The following is a 2,992-nucleotide window of genomic DNA, read 5'->3' on the forward strand; positions in this document are numbered from 1 at the left end:
GGACGTGCGCGGCAGGCCGCCCCCCGCCCCGACGGCGGCGCCCTGCCGCGCACGTCCTCCGCCGAGACCCTCGCCACCGTCCAGGCCGCCGCCCTCACCGGCTCCGCCGTCTGGATCGGCTACGTCAACGCCGACGGCGCCGCCAGCCAGCGCGTCATCGCCCCGGTCCGCGTCGAGGGCGGCTTCGTCACCGCCTACGACCACACCGCCGACGAGGTCCGCACCTATCCCCTGCACCGCGTCACCGGCGTCGCGGAACTGGCGGAGGACGCCGACTGACGCCCCCTCCCGCCCCCCGCACGTCACGCCGCTTCCCTTTCGCCGCCGATGCGCGACACTGGTTGTTTGGCCGCGTACCGAGGCCGGTGGGAAAGGGTGAGGCGTGAACGGACCGCTGATCGTCCAGAGTGACAAGACGCTGCTGCTGGAAGTGGACCACGAGCGGGCGGACGCCTGCCGTCGGGCCATCGCGCCGTTCGCCGAGCTGGAGCGGGCGCCCGAGCACATCCACACCTACCGGGTCACCCCGCTGGGGCTGTGGAACGCGCGGGCGGCCGGGCACGACGCCGAGCAGGTGGTGGACGCCCTGGTGGAGTTCTCCCGCTACCCGGTGCCGCACGCGCTGCTGGTGGACGTGGCCGAGACGATGGCCCGCTACGGGCGGCTGTCGCTGTCCAAGCACCCGGTGCACGGGCTGGTGCTCACGACGACCGACCGGCCGGTGCTGGAGGAGATCCTGCGGTCGAAGAAGGTGCAGCCGCTGGTGGGCGCCCGGATCGACCCGGACACCGTCGCCGTGCACCCCTCCGAGCGCGGGCAGATCAAGCAGACGCTGCTCAGGCTGGGCTGGCCGGCCGAGGACCTCGCCGGGTACGTGGACGGCGAGGCGCACCGGATCGACCTGGCCGAGGACGGCTGGGCGCTGCGGCCCTACCAGCGGCAGGCGGTGGACGGCTTCTGGCACGGCGGTTCGGGCGTGGTGGTGCTGCCGTGCGGCGCGGGCAAGACGCTGGTGGGCGCGGGCGCGATGGCGGAGGCCAAGGCGACCACGCTGATCCTGGTCACCAACACCGTCTCGGCGCGGCAGTGGAAGCACGAGCTGGTGAAGCGGACCTCGCTGACCGAGGACGAGATCGGCGAGTACAGCGGGACCAGGAAGGAGATCCGGCCGGTCACCATCGCCACGTACCAGGTGCTGACGACCCGGCGGAAGGGCGTCTACCCGCATCTGGAGCTGTTCGACTCGCGGGACTGGGGCCTGATCGTCTACGACGAGGTGCACCTGCTGCCCGCCCCGGTGTTCAAGTTCACCGCCGACCTTCAGGCCCGGCGGCGGCTCGGGCTGACGGCGACGCTGGTGCGGGAGGACGGCCGCGAGTCGGACGTCTTCTCGCTGATCGGGCCGAAGCGGTTCGACGCGCCGTGGAAGGAGATCGAGGCGCAGGGGTACATCGCGCCCGCCGACTGCGTGGAGGTGCGGGTCGACCTGACCGAGTCCGAGCGGCTGGCGTACGCCACCGCGGAGACGGAGGAGAAGTACCGCTTCTGCGCCACCACCGCGACCAAGCGGAAGGTGACCGAGGCGCTGGTGGCCCGGCACCGGGGGCAGCAGACGCTGGTCATCGGCCAGTACATCGACCAGTTGGACGAGCTGGGCGAGCACCTGGGCGCACCCGTGATCAAGGGGGAGACGAGCAACGCGCAGCGGGAGAAGCTGTTCGACGCCTTCCGCAACGGCGAGATCAGCGTGCTGGTCGTCTCCAAGGTCGCCAACTTCTCCATCGACCTGCCGGAGGCGACGGTCGCCATCCAGGTGTCGGGCACCTTCGGCTCGCGCCAGGAGGAGGCCCAGCGGCTGGGGCGGGTGCTGCGGCCGAAGGCGGACGGGCACGAGGCGCGGTTCTACTCGGTGGTCGCCCGGGACACCATCGACCAGGACTTCGCGGCGCACCGCCAGCGGTTCCTGGCCGAGCAGGGGTACGCCTACCGGATCGTGGACGCGAGCGAGCTGGTCTCCGGCGGCGACCAGGACGTGGACCTGAGCGGTACGTGAGGGACACGGCCTGAGCGGTACGTGAGGGATGCGGGGCGGGGCGGGCGGGGCGGTCAGCGGCGGCGTACGCCGGTGTCCTGGCCGTACTCCCCGAGCACCACGACCCCGAACGCCGCCTCGGCGAAGACCTTGAGCGCGCGCAGCGCGTTGCCGAGGCGGTGGGCGGGGTGCGGCACGGCTCCGAGCGCGGTCGCTCCGGAGCGGCCCGGCGGCGGGTCGGTCTGCGGGGTGGTGAAGGCTGCTGTGGTCATGCCTCCATGGTGGACACCGGTTCCGCCGTCCACATCGGTCCTGCGACCGAACCGCCGCCACCCGTCCGTACGACTCCGGGTGGCCGCCGTCCGTCTGCGGTGCTACGAGCCTGCTCCCGCCCCGTAGGTCGTATCCCCTAGGGGGTCAGCCGGCGCTCCAGCAGCCGGCCGGGCCAGGCGCCTTCCGGGCCGGCCCGGAAGGCGGTGGTGGGGGTGAAGCCGTTGCGCTGGTAGTAGGCGACGAGCGCGCCGTCGGCGCCGGCCCAGCAGTCCACGCGCAGCAGGCGTATGCCGGCGCGGCGGGTCTCCTCGGCGGCGTGGGCGAGGAGGGCGGCGCCGATGCCGAGGCCGGCGTGGTCGCGGTCGGTGACCAGGAGGCGCACGTAGCGCTCGGGCTCGCCGGCCGGGGGGACGGGGAGGTCGGGGCTGGGCCCGGTGTGCAGGACGAGCGCCCCGACGGGCACGCCGGCCAGCTCGGCGAGGTAGGGGGTCTGCTCGGTGGTGTAGCGCTCGATGCGGGCCGGGCCCTCGGGCCGCTCGGAGAGCGGGACGGTGCCCCACTGCTCGGTGTTGCCGCGGGCGTTCATCCAGCGGATGGCGCCGTCCATGAGGGCGAGGACGGCGGGCGCGTCGGAGCGGTCGGCGGGGCGGATGCGCAGGTCGGGGGGCATGGGTGGGGAGCCTAGGC

General features: G+C 73.5%; 4 protein-coding genes. 2 read left to right on the top strand and 2 right to left on the bottom strand.

All coding sequences use genetic code 11. The features are described 5' to 3' along the window. Window positions 1-279 (top strand): WYL domain-containing protein (locus C6N75_RS28270; protein WP_146132701.1); only part of this gene is annotated, 279 nt, incomplete at its 5' end. A gap of 103 nt (window positions 280-382) precedes the next feature. Then, the gene (locus C6N75_RS28275) at window positions 383-2,053 is read left to right on the top strand and encodes a DNA repair helicase XPB (protein ID WP_105871696.1); all 1,671 of its coding nucleotides are present in this window, start codon (window positions 383-385) and stop codon (window positions 2,051-2,053) included. 53 nt (window positions 2,054-2,106) lie between these two features. On the opposite strand, the gene C6N75_RS28280 is transcribed toward C6N75_RS28275, so the two are convergent. Together C6N75_RS28280 and C6N75_RS28285 are read right to left on the bottom strand one after the other, a co-directional pair. Beyond that, on the bottom strand, window positions 2,107-2,304 hold the full coding sequence (locus C6N75_RS28280) for a hypothetical protein (RefSeq protein ID WP_105871697.1): 198 nt from the start codon (window positions 2,302-2,304) through the stop codon (window positions 2,107-2,109). Between the two features lie 137 nt (window positions 2,305-2,441). Then, window positions 2,442-2,975 carry a GNAT family N-acetyltransferase gene (locus C6N75_RS28285; protein WP_105871698.1) on the bottom strand — a complete coding sequence of 178 codons (534 nt, stop codon included), beginning with the start codon at window positions 2,973-2,975 and terminating at the stop codon, window positions 2,442-2,444. Window positions 2,976-2,992 lie beyond the last annotated feature (17 nt).

Origin of the sequence: Streptomyces solincola (genome assembly GCF_002982015.1) — a bacterium.
In the GTDB taxonomy this organism is placed as follows: Bacteria; Actinomycetota; Actinomycetes; order Streptomycetales; family Streptomycetaceae; genus Streptomyces; species Streptomyces solincola.

Coding starts and splice junctions, on each gene's coding strand:
- C6N75_RS28280 (WP_105871697.1), bottom strand. CDS start 2,304: ATGACCACAGCAGCCTTCACCACCCCGCAGACCGACCCGCCGCCGGGC.
- C6N75_RS28285 (WP_105871698.1), bottom strand. CDS start 2,975: ATGCCCCCCGACCTGCGCATCCGCCCCGCCGACCGCTCCGACGCGCCC.